The organism is Thalassovita litoralis (genome assembly GCF_900182725.1).
GTDB lineage: Bacteria > Pseudomonadota > Alphaproteobacteria > Rhodobacterales > Rhodobacteraceae > Thalassobius > Thalassobius litoralis.
Genome location: NZ_FXTO01000020.1, coordinates 18,215 through 42,159, shown reverse-complemented (window position 1 = coordinate 42,159; position 23,945 = coordinate 18,215). Strand labels below are relative to the sequence as shown.

Annotated in this window: 23 protein-coding genes; 13 read left to right on the top strand and 10 right to left on the bottom strand. The window is 59.7% G+C overall.

Going from position 1 to position 23,945, the window contains the following annotated elements; translation table 11 throughout:
* Positions 1-48: 48 nt before the first annotated feature.
* Together FN828_RS21015 and FN828_RS13980 are read left to right on the top strand one after the other, a co-directional pair.
* Positions 49-387: an acyltransferase family protein gene (locus tag FN828_RS21015; protein WP_142494092.1), complete on the top strand. Its 339-nt coding sequence runs from the start codon at positions 49-51 to the stop codon at positions 385-387.
* Positions 330-1,019 (top strand): acyltransferase family protein, encoded by a 690-nt coding sequence (locus FN828_RS13980; RefSeq protein ID WP_185959023.1) that lies wholly within the window; start codon positions 330-332, stop codon positions 1,017-1,019. Before FN828_RS21015 ends, FN828_RS13980 begins: the two co-directional genes overlap by 58 nt.
* A 3-nt stretch (positions 1,020-1,022) precedes the next feature.
* Here FN828_RS13980 and hpaH read toward each other — a convergent pair whose 3' ends face one another.
* The 6 genes from hpaH to FN828_RS13950 form a co-directional block, all read right to left on the bottom strand.
* On the bottom strand, positions 1,023-1,823 hold the full coding sequence (gene hpaH / locus FN828_RS13975) for a 2-oxo-hept-4-ene-1,7-dioate hydratase (RefSeq protein WP_142494090.1): 801 nt from the start codon (positions 1,821-1,823) through the stop codon (positions 1,023-1,025).
* Positions 1,820-2,677 (bottom strand): fumarylacetoacetate hydrolase family protein, encoded by an 858-nt coding sequence (locus FN828_RS13970; RefSeq protein WP_142494112.1) that lies wholly within the window; start codon positions 2,675-2,677, stop codon positions 1,820-1,822. The genes hpaH and FN828_RS13970 overlap by 4 nt, the downstream gene beginning before the upstream one ends.
* 106 nt (positions 2,678-2,783) lie before the next feature.
* Positions 2,784-3,764: a 3,4-dihydroxyphenylacetate 2,3-dioxygenase gene (hpaD, locus tag FN828_RS13965; RefSeq protein WP_142494089.1), complete on the bottom strand. Its 981-nt coding sequence runs from the start codon at positions 3,762-3,764 to the stop codon at positions 2,784-2,786.
* A 29-nt stretch (positions 3,765-3,793) separates the two neighbouring features.
* Positions 3,794-4,648 carry a 3,4-dihydroxyphenylacetate 2,3-dioxygenase gene (gene hpaD, locus FN828_RS13960; protein WP_142494088.1) on the bottom strand — a complete coding sequence of 285 codons (855 nt, stop codon included), beginning with the start codon at positions 4,646-4,648 and terminating at the stop codon, positions 3,794-3,796.
* Positions 4,649-4,693: 45 nt separating this feature from the next.
* On the bottom strand, positions 4,694-6,205 hold the full coding sequence (gene hpaE / locus FN828_RS13955) for a 5-carboxymethyl-2-hydroxymuconate semialdehyde dehydrogenase (RefSeq protein ID WP_142494087.1): 1,512 nt from the start codon (positions 6,203-6,205) through the stop codon (positions 4,694-4,696).
* Between the two features lie 3 nt (positions 6,206-6,208).
* Positions 6,209-6,592, bottom strand: coding sequence for a 5-carboxymethyl-2-hydroxymuconate Delta-isomerase (locus FN828_RS13950; RefSeq protein WP_142494086.1), 384 nt, complete (start codon positions 6,590-6,592; stop codon positions 6,209-6,211).
* 111 nt (positions 6,593-6,703) lie between these two features.
* Here FN828_RS13950 and hpaR point away from each other — a divergent pair, with 111 nt between their 5' ends.
* The 7 genes from hpaR (at position 6,704) to FN828_RS13915 (ending at position 13,542) form a co-directional block, all read left to right on the top strand.
* Positions 6,704-7,159 carry a homoprotocatechuate degradation operon regulator HpaR gene (hpaR, locus tag FN828_RS13945; protein WP_142494085.1) on the top strand — a complete coding sequence of 152 codons (456 nt, stop codon included), beginning with the start codon at positions 6,704-6,706 and terminating at the stop codon, positions 7,157-7,159.
* Between the two features lie 160 nt (positions 7,160-7,319).
* Complete coding sequence (locus FN828_RS13940) at positions 7,320-8,570, top strand: diaminopropionate ammonia-lyase (protein WP_142494084.1); 1,251 nt, start codon at positions 7,320-7,322, stop codon at positions 8,568-8,570.
* Between the two features lie 107 nt (positions 8,571-8,677).
* Positions 8,678-9,739 carry a Hint domain-containing protein gene (locus tag FN828_RS13935; protein ID WP_142494111.1) on the top strand — a complete coding sequence of 354 codons (1,062 nt, stop codon included), beginning with the start codon at positions 8,678-8,680 and terminating at the stop codon, positions 9,737-9,739.
* Between the two features lie 166 nt (positions 9,740-9,905).
* Complete coding sequence (rpsD, locus tag FN828_RS13930) at positions 9,906-10,526, top strand: 30S ribosomal protein S4 (protein WP_142494083.1); 621 nt, start codon at positions 9,906-9,908, stop codon at positions 10,524-10,526.
* 228 nt (positions 10,527-10,754) lie between these two features.
* Positions 10,755-11,840: a histidinol-phosphate transaminase gene (gene hisC, locus FN828_RS13925; RefSeq protein WP_142494082.1), complete on the top strand. Its 1,086-nt coding sequence runs from the start codon at positions 10,755-10,757 to the stop codon at positions 11,838-11,840.
* Positions 11,841-11,842: 2 nt separating this feature from the next.
* A complete protein-coding gene (locus FN828_RS13920) occupies positions 11,843-12,754 on the top strand; it encodes a prephenate/arogenate dehydrogenase family protein (RefSeq protein WP_142494110.1) in 912 nt (303 codons plus the stop codon).
* Positions 12,751-13,542: an extensin-like domain-containing protein gene (locus FN828_RS13915; RefSeq protein WP_142494081.1), complete on the top strand. Its 792-nt coding sequence runs from the start codon at positions 12,751-12,753 to the stop codon at positions 13,540-13,542. Before FN828_RS13920 ends, FN828_RS13915 begins: the two co-directional genes overlap by 4 nt.
* A gap of 11 nt (positions 13,543-13,553) precedes the next feature.
* Here FN828_RS13915 and FN828_RS13910 read toward each other — a convergent pair whose 3' ends face one another.
* Entirely contained in the window at positions 13,554-14,555 is a 1,002-nt protein-coding gene (locus FN828_RS13910) for a DUF2125 domain-containing protein (RefSeq protein ID WP_142494080.1), read from the bottom strand.
* A gap of 67 nt (positions 14,556-14,622) precedes the next feature.
* Between FN828_RS13910 and FN828_RS13905 the strand changes: the two genes are divergently transcribed.
* The 3 genes from FN828_RS13905 to FN828_RS13895 all read left to right on the top strand — a co-directional run bounded on the left by FN828_RS13905 (position 14,623) and on the right by FN828_RS13895 (position 18,387).
* The gene (locus tag FN828_RS13905; RefSeq protein ID WP_142494079.1) at positions 14,623-15,153 is read left to right on the top strand and encodes a gamma-glutamylcyclotransferase; all 531 of its coding nucleotides are present in this window, start codon (positions 14,623-14,625) and stop codon (positions 15,151-15,153) included.
* Positions 15,154-15,221: 68 nt separating this feature from the next.
* Positions 15,222-16,394 (top strand): biopolymer transporter ExbB, encoded by a 1,173-nt coding sequence (locus FN828_RS13900; protein ID WP_142494078.1) that lies wholly within the window; start codon positions 15,222-15,224, stop codon positions 16,392-16,394.
* Between the two features lies 1 nt (position 16,395).
* Positions 16,396-18,387, top strand: coding sequence for a peptidoglycan -binding protein (locus FN828_RS13895; protein ID WP_142494077.1), 1,992 nt, complete (start codon positions 16,396-16,398; stop codon positions 18,385-18,387).
* A gap of 3 nt (positions 18,388-18,390) precedes the next feature.
* On the opposite strand, the gene FN828_RS13890 is transcribed toward FN828_RS13895, so the two are convergent.
* From FN828_RS13890 to gloB, 3 genes are all read right to left on the bottom strand, one after another.
* The gene (locus FN828_RS13890) at positions 18,391-19,338 is read right to left on the bottom strand and encodes a M23 family metallopeptidase (protein WP_235891491.1); all 948 of its coding nucleotides are present in this window, start codon (positions 19,336-19,338) and stop codon (positions 18,391-18,393) included.
* A gap of 20 nt (positions 19,339-19,358) precedes the next feature.
* Positions 19,359-21,689: an ATP-dependent Clp protease ATP-binding subunit ClpA gene (gene clpA, locus FN828_RS13885; RefSeq protein WP_142494076.1), complete on the bottom strand. Its 2,331-nt coding sequence runs from the start codon at positions 21,687-21,689 to the stop codon at positions 19,359-19,361.
* Between the two features lie 160 nt (positions 21,690-21,849).
* Entirely contained in the window at positions 21,850-22,617 is a 768-nt protein-coding gene (gloB, locus tag FN828_RS13880; protein ID WP_142494075.1) for a hydroxyacylglutathione hydrolase, read from the bottom strand.
* A 61-nt stretch (positions 22,618-22,678) separates the two neighbouring features.
* Here gloB and FN828_RS13875 point away from each other — a divergent pair, with 61 nt between their 5' ends.
* Complete coding sequence (locus tag FN828_RS13875) at positions 22,679-23,425, top strand: class I SAM-dependent methyltransferase (protein ID WP_142494074.1); 747 nt, start codon at positions 22,679-22,681, stop codon at positions 23,423-23,425.
* Positions 23,426-23,945 lie beyond the last annotated feature (520 nt).

The window sequence follows — 23,945 nt, the reverse complement described above, 5'->3', positions numbered from 1 at the left end:
GCAACGAAGTAGCGGAAATTTTGGGGAAAACGGCAGGAGCGGTAAGCGATGGGACGGGAAAACGGGTTTGACCGGGTCAAGGGGGCGGCGATCGTCTTGGTCGTGTTCGGTCATGTCTGGCTGGGGCTGGGCAGCGCGGGGCTGATCAGGGATGACACCCTGTTCCAAACGGTCGAGGCGGCGATCTACCTGTTTCATATGCCAGTGTTTTTCTTCGTGTCGGGGCTGTTCTTTTCGTCGCGTGCGGCCCCGGCAGCGTTTCTGCGGCAAAAGCTGCTGACCTTGCTGTGGCCGCTGCTGTTATGGAGCTGGGTCGAAGGCGCCGCACTATGGCTGTCAGGGCAGGGGGTAGATCGCGGATTGACCGGGCCCCGCTGGGGGTGCTGATCTATCCGGTGCCGGTGAAAAGCGTGTTCTGGTTCCTGTGGGCGCTGTTTGTATTGCAGATGGTGGCCTATGCGGTCCGGCGCTGGGTGCCGGGGATGGCGCGGCCTGTGCTGGTGGGGCTGTTGCTGGCCTCGGTCGCGGTGTTCCTGTTGCGGGTTGATCCCGGTAGTGCGGTGACAATCGTGGAAAATGCACCCTATTTTCTGCTGGGGGTGCTGTTATCGGGGGCGCGACGGCATTTGATCCCGCGCGGGATGATGGGGCTGATGGCTGCGCTGGCACTGTTCCTGCTGGCCGAGGCACTACGGTTCCGCGATGGCGGGGATGCGCCGTGGTTCCAATTGGTTGCGTTGCTGGCGGTGCTGGGGTTTGCCGGCGCGGTGGGCTGGATCGGTGGCGCGGTGGGGGGCGTTTTAGCGTGGCTGGGGACGCGCACCATGCCGATCTATCTGGTGCATATCATCGTCACGGCCGCGACGCGGGTGATGCTGCTGAAACTGGGTGTTTCCGGGGTGGGGTTGCATCTGGTGTTGGGAACAGTGCTGGGCGTGGCGCTGCCGCTGGTGCTGGACGCTGTGGTACAGCGTCTGCGGCTGGGGGCGCTGGCCGGGTTCGGCCAGCGCCGGGGATAAGGATCAGTCGAACCGGATTGAAACCTGTCCGAACGGGCCGAAATCGGCCTCGATCAGCGATCCGGGGGTAGCTTCGACAGGGCGAATGAAACTGCCGGACAGGATGACCTGCCCTGCCTCGATCCGCTGGCCATATTGTTCCATGCGCCGGGCCAGCCAGACGATCCCCTGCACCGGATCGTTCAACACCCCTGCGCCAAGGCCGGTTTCTTCGACCTCGCCGTTCTTGCTGACGATGGCCCCGGCCCAACGCAAATCCTGCGCGTCGATGGCATGACGTTCGGTCCCCAGCACCAGACCGGCATTGGCGGCATTATCGCTGATCGTGTCGGTGATGATCCGGGGCTTCCCGGTCGCGGGGTCGGCCCGCAAGATGCGGGTGTCCAGAATTTCCAACGAAGGGGCAACGTAATCCGTGGCGGCAATCACGTCCTCGCGGGTGACGGTCGCCCCGGCCAGGGGGGCTTTCATGACAAAGGCAATCTCGGCCTCGATCCGGGGCTGGATGAAACGGCCCTTGGGGATCACGCCGCCAGTATCGAACAGCATATCGTCCATCAGCACACCGCTGTCGGGAATGTCGATATTCAGCGCCTGTTGCATGGCCTTGGAGGTCAGGCCGATTTTCCAGCCGACCACCTTGCGTCCGGCAGCCTTGCGGCGGTCGATCAGCGCGGCCTGTACGGCATAGGCATCATCCATCGTCATGCCCGGATATTGCAGGGACAAAAGACCGATCTGCTGGCCGCTGACTTCGGCTTGCCACAGGGCTTCGGCGGCGTCGATATGTTGCTCGGGTGTCATGCTTCATCCTCGACCGTGTTGCGCAGGGTGCCAATGCCGCCCACTTTGATTTCCACCACATCGCCGGGGACCAGATATTTCGGCGGATCAAACCGCGCTCCGGCCCCGGTGGGGGTGCCGGTGATGATGATGTCACCGGGAACCAGCGTGGTAAATGTGCTGATATAGGCGATTTCTTCGCGGATCGGGAACATCATGCGCGACAGCACGTCGTCCTGCCGGACCTCGCCATTCACGCGGGTGATGATGCGGGCCTCGTCCAGTTGCGCGGGATCGGTGAACGGCACCAGCCACGGGCCGATGGCACCGGATTTGTCCCAGTTCTTGCCCTGCGTGACGTTGAATTTCGCATGGCGCACCCAGTCGCGGATGGTGCCTTCGTTGCATAGGGTCAGCGCGGCGATATGGTCATAGGCATCTTCAGCCTTGATACGCCGCCCGCCCTTGCCGATGACAATGGCCACTTCGCCTTCGTAATCCAGCGTGTGATTTTCCGGGGGGCGGATCAGGGGCTGACCGTGGCCGGTGAAGCTGCGCGCGAAGCGGGGAAACAGCGACATGTATTTCGGCTGGCTGCTGCCGTCCTTGTATTCGGCGTTGCGGTCCGGAAAGTTCACCCCGACACACAGGATTTTTTCAGGGTTCGGCACCGGGATGTCATAGCTAAAGCTGCCCTCGGCGTGGGTGACAGCGCGGCCTTCTGCGGCCTTTGCCAGATCTGCCAAAGCACCGGCTTCGATCACCTGCCGTAGGCTGGGCCATTGCGGGAAATCGGGCGACAGGGCGATAAAGCCCCCGTCTACCACAGCACCATAAAGCTGCTTATCCCCTGCTGAAACGGTTGCGAATTTCATACTCATTCCTGCTTCTTTCTGATCCAAAATACTCCCGCCGGAGGCCCGGAAAATTTGAAATTTTCCGGGCAAAATTCTTACCAAGAATTTTGCGCCCCCTTCGTTGTCACGGCGCGATGATCGGCTGGGCTTTCATTTTGCTGTCGCGCAGGTCCACCCCTTCAAAGGTGCTGCCATGCTCGAACCACGATTTCGGTGCGGGCGATCCCCACAGGGTTTGGCGTTGCGGGTCTTTCAGATCCCATTTGATCGGTTCCAGATCCGGGTCAACGGTTTGATAGTCCGAGCAATAAATCTCGATCCGGTGGCCGTCGGGGTCCAGAATATACAGGAAAAAGGCATTGGAAATCCCGTGCCGCCCCGGTCCGCGTTCGATGTTGGACAGGTAGCCGGTGGTGCTCATCAAATCCAGCAGGTCGATGATGTTCAGCGGGGTCGGCACCCAGAACGCGGTGTGGTGCAGACGGGGGCCCGTGCCATTGGTAAAGGCGATGTCGTGGATGCCGCCCTTGCGGTGCATCCATGCCGCCCACAGGTTCCCGCTTTCCTCGTCCTCGGTATATTCGGTCACGCGGAAGCCCATTTCGTTATAGAACGCAACCGAGGCATCGACATCCGGGCTGAAGCAATTGAAATGGTCGATCCGCAGCGGTTTGACCCCGTTATACAGCTTGTATTGCTGATGGATCGGGGCCAGCCGGTCCATCTGGTAATAAAACTCCATCGGGGCGCCGAAAATATCCTGCGTGCGCAGGGTGCGGCCCTGATAGGGGCGCGTCACCCATGCCACCGGCAGGCCTTTTTCCTGAAACCACGCTTCGGCCAGATCCAGATCCTTTTCGGAATAAACCTTGTAGGACAGGTAGTTGACCGTTGGCTTATCCCCTTTGCGCAGGATCATGCAGTGATGGCCGCGTTCTTCCATCGCCCGAAGATAGATCGTCTGATCATCTTCGTCGGTGATTTGCAGGCCCAGCGTGTCCACATAGAAGGCACGGGATGCGGCCAGATCGGTGACGATCAGTTCCACATGGCTAAGCCGCACGATGTTGAAGGCCGGATAAAGATTGGGGACGGGAACGGGCATTTGGTGTTCTCCTGTTGGTGTCGGGCCGGTCAGGTGACCGGGAAAATCACATTGGTTTGGCCGGTGCCCGAGCTTGGGAAATACTCGGTCACGACCTCGCAGGGTTTATCGTAGCTGTCCCAGCCAAGCGCGCCATACAGCATGGCGGTATCGTGCATGGACCCTTCGCCGCAGCAGAATTGCGCATATTCCGGCAGCATTTTCAAAAAGGTGGCGTGATCGCCGCGTTTCCACATATCCAGCACATGCAGGTCCATCTGGCGGTTGAATTCGGAACTGATGGTAAAGGTGCCGTTGTTGGCGGCATAGTCCTTGTTCGCCCAAATCTTGTGGGACAGGCTGCCGCTGGCCAACAGCAGAACCTTGCTGTCGCTGGCTTCGATCGCTTCGCGGATGGCTTCGCCAACGATGCGGCTTTCGTCGTGGCCGTGGACGGTGGCCCATGCGGCGATGGAAACGACCTTCATTTCATGTTCCCGCGCCATGAACCGCATCGGCACCAGCGTGCCATATTCCAGTTCCAGACTGTCCAGATGGTGTGACAGGGTATAGGCGCCGCGCTTTGTGGCCGCTTCGGCAATGGCGTCGCCCAAGGCGGGGTTGCCCTGATAGTCATAGGGCAAATTCTGAATGAACTGCGGGAATTCATTCGAGGTGAACAGGCCGTGGAACCGGCTGTTGGCGTTGATGTGAAAGCCCGCGTTGATCACCCAATGGGTATCGCAGACCACCACGGTATCCGCCCCCAGCGCCTTGGCGCGGCGGGCGATTTCATAATGCCCGTCAATTGCGGGTTGGCGTTTGCCTTCGATGGGGCCGGGTTGTTCCGACATCAGCATGGTCGGCACATGTGTGACCTTGGCGGCCAGTACGATTTCACCCATTTTCTTTCTCCTCCTGAAGAAACTTCGCGCGTTTCCTTGGGCGGGTTATGCGCCCAGCCGGGGAATGTGGTGTTGACCGATGGCCAGACCGATGTGTTTCTGTTCCATGTAGAATTCGAACGACCAATCACCGCCGTCACGCCCGATGCCGGATGCCTTGACCCCGCCAAAGGGCGTGGGTAGGTGGCGCACGTTTTCGCTGTTCACCCAGATCATCCCCGCTTCCAGCTTGTTCGTGAAGCGCAGGGCGCGGGTGATGTCCTGTGTCCAGACATAGCCGGTCAGACCGTATTGCACAGAGTTGGCGATCTCCAGCGCGTCCTCTTCGGTGTCAAAGGGGATGGCGGTCAGCACCGGGCCAAAGATTTCTTCCTGCGCGATCCGCATGTCGTTTTTCGCGCCGGTGAACAGGGTGGGTTTGACGTAATAGCCGGGCTGGTCCAGCGCCTCGCCCCCGGCGGCGATGGTGGCGCCGTCCTGTTTGGCGATGTCGAAATAGCTGCACACCTTGCCGAAATGGGTCTTGTGGATCAGTGGGCCAACCTCGGTTTGCGGGTCAAGCGGGTGGCCCACACGGATGTTGTTCACGCGGGCGGTTAGTTTCGACAGAAAATCATCCGCGATGCTGGATTGCACCAGCAAACGGCTGGACGAAGTGCAGCGCTCGCCGTTCAGCGAATAGATCATGAAAATCGCGGCATCCAGCGCACGGTCCAGATCGGCGTCGTCGAACACGATAACGGGATTTTTGCCGCCCAGTTCAAAATGCACACGTTTCAGGGTGTCCGCGCCCTGTTTCATGATCATGCTGCCGGTTTTGGATTCCCCGACAAAGGCGATGGCCTTGATGTCGGGATGTTCGGTCAGTGCTTTGCCTGCGTCTTCGCCAAATCCGTTGACCAGGTTCCACACACCAGCGGGCAATCCGGCCTCTTCGGCGATTTCCATCAGGATGCGGGCGGTGACGGGGCTGAATTCAGCCGGTTTGTGAACCACGGTACAGCCCGCCGCCAGCGCGGGGGCGATTTTCCATGTGGACAGCATGAAGGGTGTGTTCCACGGGGTAATCACCCCAATCGGGCCAATGGGCGTGCGGGTGGTGATGTTCATCAACGTGGGGGACGGCAAATGTTGACCATCCCGCGCCGCCGGTGCCTTGTCTGCGAAAAAGCGGAAGTTTTCCGCCCCGCGCAACGCGGCCTTGGACATGAAACGCAGTGCCTGCCCGGTGTCCCAGCATTCACACAGCGCGATTTCTTCGGCCCGTGCCACGATGCCATCAGCGATTTTGTGCAGGATTTTCTTGCGTTCGGTCGCGGGCATGTCCCGCCATGCCGGGAACGCGGCCTTTGCGGCCTGTGCGGCGGCGTCGATGTCTGTGGCACCGGATTTGGCGACCGCGCAAATATAGCTTTCATCCACGGGCGAGGTGTTTTCAAAGGTCGCGCCGCTTTGGGCGGGGACGTCCTGACCGCCGATACGGTTCATCACGCCGGTTTCCTTGAAGCGCGCCAGATAGGTGTTCAGTTTGTCAAGATTGGTTTCAAGCTCGGACATGGGTCAGCCTTTCAGGTGGTCGCGGATCGTGCCGGTTTTTGGCGAAAGTTCGGGGTCGATGTCCCGCATCTCCATCGACAGGGCGAGCGAGCGGGTAGCCATCACAGGTTTCAAGAAGGTTTCGGCGGCAGCGAAAATGGCCGCTGTTGCGCGTTTGCGGGTCTCCAGATCGCGGCCTGCCCGCAAGCGAACGCTAAGGTCGATATAGCCGTGTTTTGGATCGCCATCGGCGATGGATACATGATCGGCCCGAAAGGCCCGCACCCGGACCCCGGCCAATGGGAAAACCCCTGTGGCAATCGCTTCGCGCCGCAGCAGGTCGCAAAAGGCGGGCCAGTCCAGCGCATCCTCCAGGTTGGCGGAATAGTCGATCATGAAATGCGGCATGTGTCCTCCACGGGCGGCGCACTAAATTGTTGTTAACATGTTAAGCAAATGCGACTGCCTGCGTCAAGCCCCCATATTGTCAGTTGCAAAAAACACGGGCAAAGAAGGGGCATGGATGCCAAGACTACGCCCCCGCCTGAAACGAATCGGTCGCTGCCTATCGCGCTGTTGCGCGCCCGTGAAAAGGTGATGGGACCGATCCGAGCGATGTTGGCGGATGTGGGCGTGACCGAACAGCAGTGGCGCGTGTTGCGGGTGCTGAACGAACGCGGCACGCTGGACCCCACGGAAATCGCGGAACGGTCCTGTTTGCTGCTGCCATCCCTGACGCGGATATTGCAAACGCTGGAAGGCAAGGGGCTGATCAGCCGCGCCCCGCACCCGACAGACCGGCGCAAACAATTGGTGTCCATCACGGACGAAGGGCGTCAGGTGATCGTGGATAACATGCAGGAAAGCCAGCGGCTGAATGCGTGGCTGCGCGAAAGCTTTGGCCCGGACAAGCTGAACGCGTTGCTGGATTTGCTGAACGAACTGGACGCGTTGGAGCGTGATACCGGGCGGTAATTCTGTTCCGGTTTGGCAAATGTGATTGTCGCAAGTGATCTGCGGGACCGGGATGGGCATTAGGGCTTGTTCATGGCCGTAGGGCTGTGGTCTGTTCGATCATAGGCGGTTTTCCGAGCGGACTCCGCAGAAGCATCTGAAATCACGCGGGGTAGGCAAGATGGCGCAGTGTATCGAGCGTAAGGCAGGAACCGAGGCGGCCTTTGCCCTGTGCGTGAACGAACAGGCCGCTGTCGGGGCGGCGTGGACGGATGCGCAAAACGCCATCCTTAGCGATGCAGGGCTGTCTGCTGCACGGGCGACGATTGGCGGCTGGCCGGGGTATGCGGAAACGCCCTTGGTTGTGTTGCCGGATTTGGCTGGGCAATTGGGTGTCGCGGGCCTGTATTACAAAGACGAAGGCGGGCGCTTTGGTCTGGGCAGTTTCAAAGCGCTGGGCGGGGCCTATGCGGTGGCGCGTCTGTTGCAGGCAAAGATTGGCGCCGCACTGGGCCGGGCGGTCGGGATGGAGGAAATCACCGCGATTGCCCATCCCGAAGAGGCCGCGAAAATTACAGTCTGTTGTGCGACCGATGGCAATCATGGGCGGTCCGTTGCATGGGGTGCGCAAAGTTTTGGCTGCAACTGTGTGATCTTTATCCATGCAGGGGTGTCCGAGGGGCGTAAATCCGCGATCGAGGCATACGGGGCCGAGGTACGCCGCTGCGCGGGTAACTACGATGACAGCGTGCGCGAGGCGCAGGATGTGGCGACGCGCGAAGGCTGGTTTGTTGTCTCGGATACGTCTTATCCCGGTTACATGGATGTGCCGCGCGATGTGATGCAGGGGTACGAGGTTATGGCCGCTGAAGCGTTTGATGCGGTTGACCTGCCCCCGACCCATATTTTCCTGCAAACCGGGGTGGGTGGTATGGCGGCAGCGGTCGCCGCACAGGCCAAGCGGCGCTGGGGGGCATCACGGCCCCGGATCGTGCTGGTGGACCCGGATCAATCCGCCTGTTGGCTGGAAAGCATCCGGGCGGGGAAACCCACGGCGGTACATGGCGATTTGGATACGTTGATGGCCGGGCTGGCCTGCGGCGAGATTTCTGCGCTGGCATGGGAGATTTTACGCGATCACGGCGATGCGGTGATGACTGTTACCGATGCAGCGGCGGTGCAGGCGATGCGGGATCTGGCTTTGCCGACCGGGGGCGATACGCCGGTTGTGGCCGGGGAATCAGCCGTGGCCGGGTTGGCGGGGCTGCGGGCGGGGTTAAGTGACCCGCAGGCTAGGGAATTGCTGGGGCTGGATGGCCAGTCGCGCGTGATGCTGTTCGGCACCGAAGGCGATACCGATCCCGAGCTTTATCGCCAACTGATCGGCCGCAGCGGGGCGAACATTCGGGGTGACTCTGCGGCAACTGATTGAAACTGCCCTGAATTTTAGGGTTTCTGGCAGCTTGTTAGGCTATGCAATGCAGAAATCATCTGATATTCTGCATGTAATAAAACATAAAAATGGCAGGCATACAGGTAATGGGAACGGGCTATCACGGCACGTTCGTCATTTCTTGGTCGCAAACAGAACTAGATGGCTTGCGGGCCGCGCTGCCGGGGCAGATGGCAGTTGGCGCCTTGTGGGGCTGGCACGGAAAGGCGCTGCGCGTCGATGGCCGGAACGATCTGTTGCGTCTGGAGAATGCGAACGGCGAGGACACCCTCCGCCGAAGCGCGGCGCGCATGGTGTCGCGGCTGGTGGGTTTGGCGATGTCGGATAAGGGCAAGGATGCGCCGATTGCGGCTCGTCCTTTGCGCGATATGTATTTCATCGTCACTGATGGGCAACGCTCTTATACTGTCACGGTGATCGAGGCGGGGGCAGGCGGCGCACCGCTGGCAATGTTCGTGGGGGAATCGCCGCCACAAGACCGCGAATTGTGGGTGGTTCATACCGCGCTGCGGCCTGATGATGGCGGCGAAGTCTATGATACTCGGCGGGGGGTGATCTGTTTTACCCCCGGCACTCGGATCGACACCCCCGATGGTGTGCGTCTGGTCGAAGACCTGCGCGAAGGTGATCAGGTGCAGACACAAGACAGCGGCGCACAGGAAATCCAGTGGATCGGACGCCGCCGGATGACTGGGGCGCGTCTATATGTAATGCCTTATCTGCGTCCTATTCGTATCCGCGCCGGGGCGTTTGGGGTTGAACGCCCGGATCAGGAATTACTGGTGTCCCCCGATCATCGCCTGTTGTTGCGGGGGGATGCGGCGCGGGCGCTGTTCAATACGTCCGAGGTGCTGGTGGCGGCCCGTGATCTGGTGAATGGCCATAGCGTGAATGTGGATATGGGGCTGCGCGAAGTGTCTTATATCCATATATTGCTGCCAGATCATCATGTGATCCGCGCGAACGGGGTTGAAACCGAAAGCTTCCACCCCGCCAGTGCGCATTTCGATGCCTTGGAAGACAGTGATCGGCGCCGCTTGGCGGCTGTCCGCCCTGATGTAATGGATGATCCCGCAGAATATGGCGATTATGCTCGCCGGGTGCTAAGCCGCCCCGAAGCCGCTATTCTGGCGCATGAACTGGCCTGATCCGCGCAGGCAGAAACAGCGTTGACTCTGTCCCGGCTTCGTCTATAAGCGCGACTTCATTGGTGTTGGTGGCCCCCGCAAGGGGTATGCCTGTCATGGCTTCGGCCAAGAGGACAACGCCCTTCATAGTGGCCTTTGGGCCTCGACCTTTAGAAGGAGATCAGCCGTGACCAAACGCACGTCTGCCAAGTACAAAATTGACCGCCGCATGGGCGAAAACATCTGGGGCCGCCCCAAGTCGCCTGTTAACCGCCGCGAATACGGCCCCGGCCAGCACGGCCAGCGCCGCAAGGGCAAACTGTCCGACTTCGGCACCCAGCTGCGCGCCAAGCAGAAGCTGAAAGGCTACTACGGCGATCTGACCGAAAAACAATTCCGTCGCATCTATGGCGAAGCCGAGCGTGTGAAGGGCGATACTGGTGAAAACCTGATCGGTCTGCTGGAGCGCCGCCTGGACGCCGTTGTTTACCGCGCGAAATTCGTGCCGACCGTGTTCGCTGCACGTCAGTTCGTGAACCACGGTCACGTTCTGGTGAATGGCAAGCCGGTGAACATTCCGTCCTACCGCGTGAAAGAAGGCGACGTTGTGGAAGTCCGCGAAAAATCGCGTCAGATGACCGCGCTGCTGGAAGCCGTGCAACTGGCCGAGCGTGATGTGCCTGATTACATCGAAGCTGACCATTCCAAAATGACCGCGAAATTCGTGCGTACTCCGGGCCTGTCGGATGTTCCGTACCCGGTGATGATGGAACCGAACCTGGTCGTGGAATTCTACGCGAAGAACTAAGGGTTCTTCGCCGGAATATTCAAATTTTGGAAAACCCGTCGCACGAGGCCTCGTGCGGCGGGTTTTTCTGTTTTGGGAAATCGGCAGCGGAATGCCCTGAATAAAACGCCAGTCATGGCAGTTTGGCAACGCGTTGGCAGGGACGTTTCAGGAAAAGACGATATGAACCGTTTCAACCTTCACTTGGCCAAGGGGGCTTTGTAAGGAGAAGGTGAAGGAGACCAAACCATGACCAAGATCACCCCCCAACCCGGCATTATGGAGATTGCGCTGTATGTCGGTGGTGCCAGCCATGTCGAGGGTGTTTCGGACGTGGTGAAGCTAAGTTCCAACGAAAATCCCTATGGTCCCAGCCAAGCGGCGATTGAAGCATTGCGCCGGGCGTCGTTTGAACTGCATCGCTATCCGCCCACCGACCATGCCGGGTTGCGGGCTGCGATTGCGGATATTCACGGACTAGAGGCCGATAACATCATTTGTGGCGTTGGCTCGGACGAGGTGCTGCAATTCGTGGCGCAATCCTATGCCGGTCCGGGGGACGAGGTGATTTATACCGAACATGGGTTTTCCATGTATCCGATCCTGGCCCATGCGGTTGGTGCGACGCCGGTCAAGGTGCCGGAAAAGGATCGCGTGGTTGACGTGGATGCCATTCTGGCGGCCTGCACCGATAAAACGCGGATCGTGTTCATCGCCAACCCGGCCAACCCCACCGGCACCCTGCTGGCCGAAGATGAATGCGCCCGTCTGGCCGCTGGCCTGCCCGAAGGGGCGTTGCTGGTTCTGGATGGCGCCTATGCGGAATTTGTGGATGGGTTTGATGGCGGGGCGGCGCTGGTACAGGCGCGGGACAACGTGATCATGACGCGCACCTTTTCCAAAATCTACGGTTTGGGCGGGCTGCGGATCGGCTGGGGCTATGCCCCGCGTGCGATTATCGACGTGCTGAACCGGGTGCGTCAGCCCTTTAACCTGTCCAACGTACAGCTTGGCGCTGCCGAAGCTGCCGTGCGCGATGTGGCCTATACCGATAAATGCCGGGCGGATAACGCGCGCTTGCGGGCATGGTTGGGCGAGGCCTTGGCGGCGCATGGCGTAGAGTCGGACCCGTCCAGCACCAACTTTATTCTGGCCCGGTTCGGATCGGCACAAGAGGCGGACGACTGCGATACCTATCTGAAATCGCAAGGCATTATCGTGCGCAAGGTGGCCGGTTATGGCCTGCCGCATTGTTTGCGGATCACCGTGGGGGATGAACCGTCCTGCCGCCGCGTGGCCCATGCCATCGGCCAGTTCAAAGGGGGCGCGCGGTGAGCATCCCCTACAATCGTGTGGCGCTGATCGGGCTGGGCCTGATTGCGTCCTCTATGTTCTGGGCGCTGAAACGCGCGGGGTTTCAGGGGCAGGTGACGGGTTATGCCCGGTCGCAGGCCACACGCGATACCGCCCGGCGTTTGGGGCTGTGCGACCACGTTTACGACAGCGCCATTGATGCGGTGAAAGATGCCGATCTGGTGGTGTTGTGTGTGCCGGTCGGGGCGATGGGGGCGGTAGCCACAGAAATCGCGCCCTATCTGAAACCGGGCTGCACGCTCAGCGATGTGGGATCGGTCAAAAAATCGGTGATCGAGGCGGTTAGCCCGCATATCCCCGAAGGTGTGCATTTTGTTCCCACGCACCCGATGGCAGGGACGGAACACAGCGGGCCGGATTCCGGCTTTGCTTCGCTTTTCGATAATCGTTGGTGTCTGATTGTGCCGAACGGTGCAGATGAAGATGCGACCCGGCGGCTAGAGGATTTCTGGCATGCCTTGGGGGCAAATTGCGAACGGATGGAGGTTCAGCATCACGATCTGGTTTGCGCTGTGGTCAGCCATATCCCGCACCTGATTGCCTATACTATGGTGGGTGTCGCGGATGACCTGAACCGCGTGACGGATCAGGAAGTGATCAAGTTTTCGGCGGCAGGTTTCCGGGATTTCACCCGTATCGCCGCCAGTGATCCAACCATGTGGCGGGATGTGTTCCTGACCAACAAGGAAGCGACGCTGGAAATTCTGGGCCGCTTCACCGAGGAACTGTTCGCCTTGCAGCGGGCTATTCGCACGGGGGATGGGGATCAGTTGTTCGATTACTTCACCCGGACCCGTGCCATTCGCCGTGGCATTATTGATGCGGGGCAGGACACCGATGCCCCGGATTTTGGGCGGGGCAAGGCGGCCAAATGAAACGGGGGGCGTTGATCCTATGTGCCTTTTGGGCCGTGATCGACGCTTCGGCCGGGTTTGCAAATGCGCCCGGCAGTTCTTTACGCCCGGTTGCTCGGGGGCAGGTCGCGCCATCGGTTATTCGCCCGGTGTCCCCGGATACGGTTGGGGTGCGCCCCGAGGTGCCTAAGACAAATACGGTGATAGTGCGCCGCTCCCTGCGACCGCAGGCGCGGGCCGATCGGGTGAAACCCCGTGCGACACAGAGTTTAGCCAACCCAAAGCCCGGCTCGGTTTGTGGGGATCCTGCAATCATGGGGGCGGTTGTTGGGGACGTACCCGGCAAGATTAAGGGCTGCGGTATCGCGCGGGCCGTTCGCGTGACCTCGGTTTCCGGGGTTCGGCTAAGCCGGGGTGCATTGATCGACTGCCCAACCGCGAAGGCGCTGAAAACCTGGGTGGACCGGGGCATGAAGCCTGCCATTGGGCGACGTGGCGGCGGGGTGCAGGAAATGCGCCTGTTTGCCAGCTATTCCTGCCGGACCCGCAACAGCAAGAAAGGCGCCCGGATTTCCGAACATGGCAAAGGGCGCGCCGTGGATATTGGTGCTTTTATCCTGAAAGACGGTAGCGAAATGACTGTGCTGAAGGATTGGGACAACGGACGCAAGGGCCGCATCCTGAAAGAAATGCACGAAACCGCCTGCGGTCCGTTTGGCACGGTGTTGGGTCCGAAATCTGACCGCTACCACAAGGACCATTTTCATTTTGATACGGCGCGGTATCGCAACGGCACCTATTGCAGATAAGGTTCGTTTCGTTAGCGCAGGACCAGCCGGGGCAGTTTGCCCACCGGCACCGGCCCCAGATAAATCGTGCCTTTGCGGAAATCCAACGGGATGTCCAGCGTGTTGGGATTGCCTGCCATTTGCGACAACAATTTAAACGCATCGGTCAGACGTTCGCCCATTTTGCGCGACACCTGCCCCGAGGCTACGGCCATATCTACGATGTCGCGCCAGTTCCGGGCCTTGATCGTCAGCGATCCGTTTAAGCGCCCCAGATCGTCCACATCCGCCGCCCCGGCCAGCATCAGTTCCAGATCGCCCCATTTGGCCTCGGCCAGTTGCAGGTCAATGCGTGTCGGTTGTGGGCGGCGGCGTTCAACCGCCGCGCGGTCCCACCGTTCATCAAAGCTGACGGTGACTTGCGCACGCAGCGCGTCAAATGTCCGGGGCAGGTGGTCTGCTGCACCGATCAGCCCGCGAAATTGCATAGGTGGGGCGAAGCCGTCGGTTTCAAGCGCGAACCGATAGCTGTTTGGGTCATCGGGCTGGGATTGGATTGCAGCCCGCAGCGCCGTCATCGTGGTGGCTTGTCCGTCTTGCGTGGCCAGCGTCAGCGTGTCGGCCACCAGATTGGCGCGATCCAGCGGCAGCGCCTCGCCCGCTTGCAGCACCACGCTGGCCTGCAATTGCGTGCTGGTGATTGTCAGCTTTTCTTGCGGTGTTGCCAGTCGCTGTTCGTTCGGCCAAACGGCGATAATGTGATTGGGCTTGTAGCTGAGCGTCATGATCTGGAAAAACGGCGCATCCCATGCCCAGCCCGTTTCAGGATCGGCCAGTGACAAATCGCTGAAGGTGGTATCGACCCGATTGGGAAATCCCGCAACGGACAGATCCGAATATTCGGCCACCCATCCCCGGTCGCGGCGGTCCTGAAACCATTCCGCAAATTCGCGCTTCACGTTGTAGGTGGCGTAAAACCAATAGCCCGACCACGCCGCTGCCATGACGATGATTGCTATCAACAGGCGTTTCATCCGGGCCACCCCTTTTCTGTTTGCTTGGTCTGGTGTTTACAGGGGCGCATGGAAAAGGACCAGTAACATGACGATGTGGGTTTTCGGCTACGGCTCTTTATTATGGAATCCGGGGTTTGATGTGGCCGAAAGCCAACTGGCGCGGTTGCCGGGCTTTCACCGCAGCTTTTGTATGCGGTCTATCCACCATCGCGGAACAGAGGAAAACCCCGGTCTGGTGCTGGCATTGGATGCTGCCGACGCGGCGGCCTGCAACGGTGTGGCGCTAGCGGTCCACGATCACGAACAGGATACGGTTCTAGCCTATTTGCGAGAACGGGAACTGGTGTCCTCGGCCTATCTGGAAACGGTGCAACAGGTGCAGTTGCGTGATGGGCGGCAGGTGTCGGCGCTGACCTATATCGTGGACCCGCATCATGTGCAGTATTGCGGCGGTCTGCCGCTGGAAGAACAGGCCCAAATCATCGCCCATGCAGTTGGCGGGCGGGGGCCAAATACCGAATATCTGTACAATACCGCCGCACATCTGGGCGAGTTGGGCATTCGAGATCACGAACTGGACTGGTTGACGGAACGAGTGCGTGAGATTCTTGCATAAATCCTTGGCTTAAAAGCCCATACCCCGTAAGTTGCGAATAATTAAAACAGTGTCAGGAGCACTCCGGGATGGAGCAGCCAGACCGCGAGGCAGAGCCGCAATTTTCGCAACCTGTGCGTCAGATCATGCTGATGCTCATGGTGCTGGGGCTGACCTCTTTCGTCGTCTTTCTTGCGTTGCCGCGCATTCTGCCCGTGTTCGAGGCGAACCCTTACCTTAACGGATTTATCATGTTCGTTTTCGGGGTGGGGGTGCTGGCCTGTTTCTGGCAGGTGGCACAATTGTTCAATTCCGTGCGCTGGATCGAAGCCTTCGCCGGGGGCGAGGCGGATTTGACAGGTATCCGGGCGCCGCGCCTGTTGGCCCCGCTGGCGGCCTTGTTGCGGACGCGCGGGGCGCGGATGCAGATCAGCGCGTCTTCGACGCGGTCCATTCTGGATTCGGTTGCCACCCGGATTGATGAGGCGCGGGAAATCACCCGATACATTGTCAACTTGCTGATTTTCCTTGGTCTTTTGGGAACATTTTATGGGCTGGCCACAACTGTTCCCGCGCTGGTCGAAACGATCCGCAGCCTTGCCCCGCAAGAGGGCGAAGCCGGGGTCGATGTCTTTGGCCGCTTGATGAGCGGTCTTGATTCCCAGCTTTCAGGGATGGGCGTTGCGTTCGGGTCGTCGCTGTTGGGGTTGGCGGGATCGTTGGTGGTGGGGCTGCTGGAACTGTTCGCAGGCCACGGGCAGAACCGTTTCTATCGTGAACTGGAAGAATGGCTGTCCACGATCACCCGCGTTGGGTTTGCCTCGGACGGGGATGGGGCCGGGGATGGATCGCCGGTGGCGGTGGTGCTGGATCACATGACCCGTCAAATCGAATCCATGCAGGAAATGTTCACCCAATCCGATGTCAGCCGGGCGATAGTCGATGATAAGCTGTCCTCGCTGGCGGTGTCTATCGAACGACTGACAGACCGAATGGCCGGGACCGCGCAGGCGAATGACGCGCTGATCCGCATGGCCGAAGGGCAGGAGCGCCTGATCGAAGCCCTGTCAGAACGCGAAGGCGAAGGTATCGACGCCGAAAGCCGGATGCGCCTGCGGTCGATTGATGTGCAATTGCTGCGCATTCTGGAAGAAATCAGCGCAGGCCGTCAGGAAACTATGGCCGAACTGCGCACCGACATTGCTGCCCTGACGCAGGTTGTGGGGCGGCGCCGGGTTAGCAACGGGTCCGAGGAGAGCTGACATGGCCCTGTCGCGGCGCACCGGACAAAGGTTTCAGGCCTCGATCTGGCCGGGTTTCGTGGATGCGATGACTGGGCTTTTGCTGGTGCTGATGTTCGTGCTGACCATTTTCATGGTGGTGCAATCGGTTTTGCGTGAAACCATCACCGGGCAGGAAAGCAAACTGAACGCCCTGTCCCAAGAGGTCGCGGCGTTGGCCGATGCGCTGGGGCTGGAGCGGCGTAAAACGGCGGATCTGAGCGACCGTAACAGTGAACTAACCGCGACCTTGGCTGCTGAACAGGAGCAGGCCCGTCAGCAGGCGGCGCTGATTGCATCCTTGTCCCAGCAACGCGACGCGCAGGCCCGGCAGATTGGTGATTTCGAGGCACAAGTGGCCGCGCTTCTGGCTGAACGGGACACTGCATTGGGAACCGTCGCCGCGCTGGAGGGCGAAAAGCAAAAGCTGATCGACGCCCGCGAGGCGCTTCAACTGGCTTTGGCGCAGGCGCGAAGTGAAATTGATGCAGGTGCCGAAGCGGCCCGTCTGGCTGCGGCCAAACGCGAGGCATTAGAGGCGCTGATTGCCGACTTGCGTGCGCAAAATGATAACGCCGACACGCAAAACGCAGCCTTGGAAGCCCGGATTTCCGATCTGGAAACCCGGCTGTCGCAGGAAGAAATAAACAAGCTGACAGAGGCCGCCGCCGCAGAAGCCCTGCGTGAGAAGCTGAAAAACGCGGATACCGAACTGACCGCGATGACCTTGGCCCTGGAAGCACAGCGCAAAAAAGCCGAAGAAACCCTGACCTTGCTGGCAGCAGCAGAAGCCGCAGGGCAGGATTTGACCGCCAAGCTGGCGGCGGCATTGCTGGCCAAGCAAGAAACCGAAACGCAATTGGCTACGGTGCAGGCCGGGCAATCGGATGCGGCCAGCCGTTTGTCTGACCTACAGGCGCAACTGGCTGCTGCTTTGGCAGACACCAAGGCGGGCGCGGCGCGGATCGAAGATTTGCAGATCAAACTAAGCGAGGCCGAGGCGAAATTGGCTGCGTCCGAAGGCAGTGCCGCGCAACAAAAGACCGATCTGGAAACCCGTCTGGCCGAGGCATTGGCTGCAAAGATGAAGCTGGAAGGTCAGATCAAGGATGCTGAACAGGCCTTGGCGCAGGCGTTGGCGGCGAAGCTGGCTGCCGAACAGACCGCAGATCAGCAGATGACTGAGGCCGAGCGGCAAGCCGCCCTTTTGGCCGCCGCCAACAAGGCGCTGAGCAGTGAAAAAGCCGTTTCAACCGAAGCGCAGCGGCAACAGGCCTTGTTGAACCAACAGATCGCCGCCTTGCGGACGCAACTGGGCAGTCTTCAGGCGTTGTTGGACGATTACAAAGAACGTGATGTCGTCGCGCGGGTGCAGTTGGAAACGCTGGGGTCCGATCTGAACGCCGCCTTGGCGCGGGCCGCTGTCGAGGAACGCAAACGCCGTGAGTTGGAAGAGGCCGAGCGTATCCGGCTGGAAGCCGAGAAAAAGGCGCTGGAGGCTGAAAAACAAGACCTTGAGAAATACAAAAGCGATTTCTTTGGCCGGATGCGGGATGTACTGCGCGGGCAGGATGGCGTGAAAATCGTCGGGGACCGTTTCGTGTTCTCGTCCGAGGTACTGTTTGAATCCGCCAGTGCGGAATTGTCGACTGCGGGGCAGGGGGAAATTGCCAAGGTCGCGCATATTTTGGGTGGGATCGCCAAGGATATTCCGCCTGAAATCGACTGGGTGATTCAGGTGGATGGGCATACCGATAATGTGCCGTTGTCCTATGGGGCAGAATATGCCGACAACTGGGAGCTTAGTCAGGCGCGCGCCTTGTCCGTCGTGCGCTATATGGTGGAGTTCTTGGGAATGCAGCCACAACGGTTGAGCGCCAATGGGTTTGGGGAATATCAACCCCTGAACCCCGCCAACACGCCCGAAGCCCGCGCCCAAAATCGCCGGATCGAACTGAAGCTGACAGAACGCTAAGGATCAGGGCGTGATGGTCAGCGGTACGCTTTGCGTATCAATTTGCTGCCCGTTCCGGATTAAGGTCACGCGCCCCTGATAGGTGCCGGGGGCGAACCCCGTATCGGGGCGGCGTTTGCCGAAACTGCGGAAAAACTGCGCCTGCGGTTTTTCCAATGCAATCGTTTGGGTCAGGTTCATGCCGCCCGCGCCAGTTACCTCCAGCCGCAGGCTGTCGCCCGCTTGCGATCCGAACATATAGGCCCAGAACATCAAAACGGGGCTGTCGGCGGACAGGGTGGTACGGCCTGCGTCGCCTGCCCGAATATCGGCATAGGTGGGGGGCGTCCCGCTGAACCCGGCGCTGATGATCCCGCCGGGGGCATAGGCGATGGGGGTTTGCCATAAGGTATCGGTATCAGGGCTGCCGCAGGTGATTTTCCCATCCGGGTCGAACGGGTCCACGACCTGTCCATCGTGACGGACGGACAGGTGAACATGCGGAAACTGCGTGCGCCCGGAATAGCCGACCTGTCCCAGAACCACCCCTGCGGCGACTTTCTGGCCGCTGCGCACCCGGATTGATCCGCGTTTCATGTGGCAATATTGGGTCTGCCAGCCATCCCCGTGGTCAATGACCACGCCATTGCCGCAATCCTTACCTTCGATCGCGGCGGCGGTGTCCTTGGAATAGCCGGTATCGGGCATCTCGTCACGCATACCCCGCACCGTACCGGGGGCCGAGGCCAGAACATCCACCCCCTGTTGCATCGCGCGAAATGATGGCAGGGCGAAATCTGTGCCTTTGTGTTTGTCATAGCTTAGCCCGGCACAGGTAAAATCCCGCGCGCCGGTGCCGGTGTCCTGATCCACATATTGCTGGATGAAACAGGTTTCCCCAAGCATGCAATCAATCGGCAACCGCAAAGAAAGTTCCCCCGCCGTGGCAGGCACGGCGAGGGAGCAAAGCATGGTTGCAGCCGCCAGACGCATCATTCTGCGGTCAGCAGCGGCGGTTTGTCACCAGACAGGCGTTTCTGGCTCGGACCTTCGATTTGCAGGTCGATCTTATCATTCTGCACGGCAACGCGGACGACACCACCCTTGGCCAGCTTGCCGAACAGTAACTCTTCGGCCAGCGGTTTTTTGATGTGTTCCTGAATGACACGGCCCAGCGGGCGTGCGCCCATTTTGCTGTCATACCCTTTGTCGGCCAGCCATTCGGCGGCGGGGCGGGTCAGTTCGATATGAACATTCCGATCCATCAGTTGTGCTTCCAGTTGCAGCACGAACTTTTCGACCACCTGCAGGATCACCTCTTTCGGCAAGGGTTGGAAGCTGATCACAGCATCCAGACGGTTGCGGAATTCGGGGGTAAAGGTGCGTTCGATGGCGGCGGTATCCTCGCCCTCGCGCCGGTCGCGGCCAAACCCGATGGCCGCCTTGGCCTGTTCGGCTGCCCCCGCGTTCGAGGTCATGATCAGGATCACATTGCGGAAATCCACCGTGCGCCCGTTGTGATCGGTCAGCTTCCCGTGATCCATCACCTGCAACAGGATGTTGTAGACGTCGGGGTGGGCCTTTTCCATTTCGTCCAGCAGCAGCACACAATGGGGGTGCTGATCCACGCCGTCCGTCAACATGCCGCCCTGATCGAACCCGACATAGCCGGGAGGCGCGCCGATCAAGCGGCTGACGGCGTGTTTTTCCATGTATTCGGACATATCGAACCGCAGCAGTTCCACACCCAGCGTATCCGCCAGTTGTTTTGCCACCTCGGTCTTGCCCACGCCGGTGGGACCGGCGAACAGGTAGTTCCCGATGGGTTTTTCCGGTTCGCGCAGGCCCGCGCGGGCCAGTTTGATCGCGCCGGACAGCGCTTCGATCGCGGCGTTCTGGCCAAAGACCACGCGTTTCAGGCTGGCCTCCAGATCTTTCAAAACCTCTGCATCGTCCTTGGAAACGTTTTTCGGGGGGATGCGGGCGATTTTGGCGACGACCTCTTCGATTTCTTTCGGGCCGATGGTTTTGCGCCGCTTGGATTCCGCCACCAGATGTTGCGCGGCCCCGGCTTCGTCGATCACATCAATCGCTTTGTCCGGTAGTTTGCGGTCATTGATATAACGCGCAGACAGTTCGACCGCGGTCTTGATCGCATCAGCGGTGTAGCGCACACTGTGGTGTTCCTCGAAATAAGGTTTCAGTCCTTTCAGGATTTTGATCGAATCTTCGACTGTGGGTTCGGACACGTCGATTTTCTGGAACCGGCGGGACAGGGCGCGGTCCTTTTCAAAATGCTGGCGGAATTCCTTATATGTGGTCGATCCCATGCAGCGCAGTTTGCCGCCCTGCAACGCAGGTTTCAGCAGGTTGGACGCATCCATCGCCCCGCCCGAGGTCGCCCCGGCGCCGATTACCGTATGGATTTCGTCGATGAACAGCACGGCGTCAGGGTGGTCTTCCAGTTCCGTCACGACTGCTTTCAGTCGTTCCTCGAAATCACCACGATAGCGGGTGCCAGCCAGCAATGCGCCCATGTCCAGCGAATAGATCGTGGTTTTTGACAGCACTTCGGGGGTTTCACCCTGTATGATCTTGCGGGCCAGCCCTTCGGCGATGGCGGTTTTGCCCACGCCGGGATCACCCACCAACAGCGGGTTGTTCTTGCGGCGGCGGCATAGCACCTGAATGCAGCGTTCCACTTCGGAATCGCGCCCGATCAGCGGGTCTACATCGCCCTTCATCGCCTTGGCGTTCAGGTCCACGCAATATTTGCCAAGCGCGGATTCCTTTTGTTCAACTGTGTCCTGCGCGGCGGATGTTTCCCGATGGGGTTCTTCTTCGTCGGCACCCATGATCGGGCGCTGTTCCCCAAAGGCGGGGTTCTTTGCCACCCCATGCGCGATGAAATTCACCGCGTCATAGCGGGTCATGTCCTGTTCTTGCAGGAAATAGGCCGCGTTGGATTCGCGTTCGGCAAAGATGGCAACCAACACATTCGCCCCGGTTACTTCGGTCCGGCCGGATGATTGCACATGGATCGCGGCGCGCTGAATCACCCGCTGGAATGCGGCGGTTGGCACGGCTTCGGACCCGTCGATGTCGGTCACAAGGTTGGATAAATCTTCGTCGACGAATTCCACCAGCGTGGTGCGCAATTCTTCGGTATCGACCGAACACGCCTTTAGCACGCGCAGCGCGTCGGGTTCGTCAATCAATGCCAGCAGCAGATGCTCTAGCGTTGCGAATTCGTGTCGGCGGGCATTGGCCAAGGCCAGCGCCGCATGGATTGCCTGTTCAAGCGTGTTCGAGAATGAAGGCACGGTGTGCTCCTTCCTGATCTGGGCCGGACAAACGGCGGTGTTTATCCAGCCTTGGCCTCATAACATTAAAGTTTGGTCGATACGCGCCCGGCTTCAAGTGTTTTTTGTTTATTTTCTTTCACAATGCCGGGGGCTGCTGTTTGGCTGGGCGGCTTTGCCCCTAGAAGTTGTCCTTGCGCTTGCGGACTTCGGCAAAGACTTGGGCGGGGTCGGCACCCACCATATTTACGGCTTTCTGAACGCCTTCGGTATGGCCCCGCAGAAACGGGTTAGTCGCCAGTTCTTCGGTAAGGGAGGTAGGCACTGTGGGCTGGCCTGCGTCGCGGGCCGTCTGCACGGCCTGCACCCGAGAGATAAGCGCAGAATTGTCCGGGTCAACGGTAAGCGCGAATTTTGCGTTCGACAGGGTATATTCATGGCCGGAACAGACCGTGGTGTCACCGGGCAGGGCCGCCAGCTTTGACAGGCTGTCAAACATCTGATCCGGTGTTCCCTCGAACAGACGGCCACAGCCCAAGGCCATCAGGCTATCGGCGGTAAACAGCAATTTGCTGTCAGGGAAATAGAACGCGATATGTCCAACGGTGTGGCCGGATACGTCAAAAATCTGGGCGGTTTCGCCGCCAATGGTGATGCTGTCCCCTTCGGCAACGGCCTGATCCAGCGGGGGCAGGCGATGGGCGTCCGCCGCCGCTCCGATCACCTGCGCGGGGTGGTCCACCAGCAGATCGGCCAGCCCGTCCACATGATCCCAATGGTGGTGGGTCAGCAAGACATGCGACAGCACCCAACCCCGTCTGGCCAGTTCCGCTTTGATCGGTCCGGCCTCGGGGACATCCACCAGCGCCGTTTCGCCCGTTTCCGCGTCATGGATCAGGAAAGCGTAGTTATCCGAAAGGCACGGAATGGTGACAAGCTCAAGGGGCATGGTTTTTCCTTTGCTGTTCGCTATTGTGACCCAGACTAGGCAGAACACAGGGCTGGCTGCAATGCATCTTGATGTGCAAGACCTGCGCAATTTTTATTATCGCAGCACGCTGGGGCGGGCCGCGCAAAAGGCCGTGCGGGATCAGCTTTTGGCGCTATGGCCCGAAGCGCATGGTCAGACGGTGGTGGGGTTCGGCTTCGCGGTCCCGTTGTTGCGGCCCTATATAGATCAGGCGCGGCGTGTGACTGCGCTGATGCCGGGGCCGCAAGGGGTGATGCCGTGGCCTGCGGGGCTGCCCAATCTGTCCGTATTATGCGAGGAAACCATGTGGCCCATTGAAACCGGCCATGTGGATCGGCTGATCGTATTGCACGGGCTGGAAACCAGCGAACAACCCACGGCGCTGTTAGAGGAATGCTTTCGCGTGCTGGGACCGGGGGGAAAGGTGATGTTTATCGTTCCCAACCGGGCTGGGCTGTGGTCGCGCAGCGATCGCACGCCTTTTGGGTTTGGGCGGCCTTATACATTCGGCCAGTTGGAAACCCAGCTAAAGCGTCACCATTTCATGCCAGAACGTACCGCGACCACCTTGTATCAGCCGCCTTCGCATCGGCGGTTCTGGCGCAAGACAGGGGATCTGTGGGAAAAGCTGGGCGCGAACCTGTCCGTGGTGGTGGCGGGCGGTGTGATTATGGTGGAAGCGTCCAAACGTGTTCATGCCCCAAGTGGGCCGGGCCTGAAAGAGGCCGTGCGCAAGCCGCTGTCGGTTCTGGCCCCCAGCCCCGCGCAGAAACCCAAGCCTGCCTGACGGGGTGGCGCAGGAATGCAGGGCGCGCCGCCCAAGCTATGCGCAAATGACATGGCTTAGTGATCTGGATTGCGGCGAAAATCCCGCCGGATCATGCTGCCATTGCGGCCCGTTTTCGCGGTTTTATGCGGCGAATCCGGCTTGGAATGATGTCAGTCGCAAAGGGTGCGAATCCCTGTCACGAAGCCGTGAAATCGCACCATTTGCGTAACGTCATCTACAAGATGCCCGCTTGATAGCGATAACGGATTGCCCGGTCTTTGCCCGAAGCGTTGCGAAATCGCCCTAAATGTCGAAAAAAATGCATCTGAAAAACAGGTGCAAACGGTCGCAGATGTGTTAACTAATTGAAAACCAATGGTATTCAATTGTATACTGGGGCGTCATAGCAGGTTGCTAGGTGTGAATTGCTCTGCTACACCCACGCCGATTTCGATACTTTGACGCAAATCAAGGGTCTAAACGCCCCTAACCGGAATCATCGGGATTTCGGACAGGGCCAAAATAGTCGGAAGGGTGG

Bases quoted from the DNA above. Each gene is read 5' to 3' on its own strand.
- FN828_RS21015 (WP_142494092.1), top strand. From the start codon at position 49: ATGGGACGGGAAAACGGGTTTGACCGGGTCAAGGGGGCGGCGATCGTC.
- FN828_RS13980 (WP_185959023.1), top strand. From the start codon at position 330: ATGGCTGTCAGGGCAGGGGGTAGATCGCGGATTGACCGGGCCCCGCTG.
- hpaH (WP_142494090.1), bottom strand. From the start codon at position 1,823: ATGACACCCGAGCAACATATCGACGCCGCCGAAGCCCTGTGGCAAGCC.
- FN828_RS13970 (WP_142494112.1), bottom strand. From the start codon at position 2,677: ATGAAATTCGCAACCGTTTCAGCAGGGGATAAGCAGCTTTATGGTGCT.
- hpaD (WP_142494089.1), bottom strand. From the start codon at position 3,764: ATGCCCGTTCCCGTCCCCAATCTTTATCCGGCCTTCAACATCGTGCGG.
- hpaD (WP_142494088.1), bottom strand. From the start codon at position 4,648: ATGGGTGAAATCGTACTGGCCGCCAAGGTCACACATGTGCCGACCATG.
- hpaE (WP_142494087.1), bottom strand. From the start codon at position 6,205: ATGTCCGAGCTTGAAACCAATCTTGACAAACTGAACACCTATCTGGCG.
- FN828_RS13950 (WP_142494086.1), bottom strand. From the start codon at position 6,592: ATGCCGCATTTCATGATCGACTATTCCGCCAACCTGGAGGATGCGCTG.
- hpaR (WP_142494085.1), top strand. From the start codon at position 6,704: ATGGATGCCAAGACTACGCCCCCGCCTGAAACGAATCGGTCGCTGCCT.
- FN828_RS13940 (WP_142494084.1), top strand. From the start codon at position 7,320: ATGGCGCAGTGTATCGAGCGTAAGGCAGGAACCGAGGCGGCCTTTGCC.
- FN828_RS13935 (WP_142494111.1), top strand. From the start codon at position 8,678: ATGGGAACGGGCTATCACGGCACGTTCGTCATTTCTTGGTCGCAAACA.
- hisC (WP_142494082.1), top strand. From the start codon at position 10,755: ATGACCAAGATCACCCCCCAACCCGGCATTATGGAGATTGCGCTGTAT.
- FN828_RS13915 (WP_142494081.1), top strand. From the start codon at position 12,751: ATGAAACGGGGGGCGTTGATCCTATGTGCCTTTTGGGCCGTGATCGAC.
- FN828_RS13910 (WP_142494080.1), bottom strand. From the start codon at position 14,555: ATGAAACGCCTGTTGATAGCAATCATCGTCATGGCAGCGGCGTGGTCG.
- FN828_RS13905 (WP_142494079.1), top strand. From the start codon at position 14,623: ATGACGATGTGGGTTTTCGGCTACGGCTCTTTATTATGGAATCCGGGG.
- FN828_RS13900 (WP_142494078.1), top strand. From the start codon at position 15,222: ATGGAGCAGCCAGACCGCGAGGCAGAGCCGCAATTTTCGCAACCTGTG.
- FN828_RS13895 (WP_142494077.1), top strand. From the start codon at position 16,396: ATGGCCCTGTCGCGGCGCACCGGACAAAGGTTTCAGGCCTCGATCTGG.
- FN828_RS13890 (WP_235891491.1), bottom strand. From the start codon at position 19,338: ATGCTTTGCTCCCTCGCCGTGCCTGCCACGGCGGGGGAACTTTCTTTG.
- gloB (WP_142494075.1), bottom strand. From the start codon at position 22,617: ATGCCCCTTGAGCTTGTCACCATTCCGTGCCTTTCGGATAACTACGCT.
- FN828_RS13875 (WP_142494074.1), top strand. From the start codon at position 22,679: ATGCATCTTGATGTGCAAGACCTGCGCAATTTTTATTATCGCAGCACG.